Genomic DNA, 573 nt, shown 5'->3' on the forward strand with positions numbered 1-573 from the left:
TTGATAAGCCCACATAGTGTGTATCACTAATCTTATTAATTTGATAACTACCACCACTACCGGTTTCACCAATGACATTAAAATAGTTTCCTCCACTCATTTTCATCGTTTTTCCAAAATCATGATTTGTTTCAATCGCAAACGATACTGTAATGTTGGTGCCGTCGTATACCGCGTTATCAATCATGACGGTAACGTCATTATCCGTCTGCAAAAGACCAATATCAGTAGAAAAGGTTTCAAAATTTTTGTAATGTTGTTCTTCATCAATAAAATAATTAATTACATTATCCATAAACGGAATTTGTGATGCAAGAGACGGGAATGCAAAACCTGTTGCCGTACTAGCTCCAACAATGATAACAGCTGCAACAGCAATATTACGCCAAACCGGTAATTTTTTGCGTTTTTTTAGTAAATGTTGTTTGACACGTGCCTTTTCTATGTCTGTTACGTCTAGTAACTCAAGTTGATCGACATCCATATTTATCCATTTTTTCATACTCATACTAATAGCTCCTTTAACTTGGTATCTGTGGCTAATATTTTCTTACCTCGATACAACCGATTATC

At 35.1% G+C, this 573-nt stretch carries 1 protein-coding gene; it reads right to left on the minus strand.

Annotated features, from left to right (window positions below; genetic code table 11):
• Positions 1-508, minus strand: a 508-nt coding sequence (locus tag JM172_RS25765) for a DUF4179 domain-containing protein (protein WP_214485000.1), incomplete at its 3' end; no start/stop codon positions are given.
• Between the last annotated feature and the right edge of the window lie 65 nt (positions 509-573).

It is taken from the genome of Bacillus sp. SM2101 (assembly GCF_018588585.1).
Taxonomy (GTDB): domain Bacteria; phylum Bacillota; class Bacilli; order Bacillales; family SM2101; genus Nanhaiella; species Nanhaiella sioensis.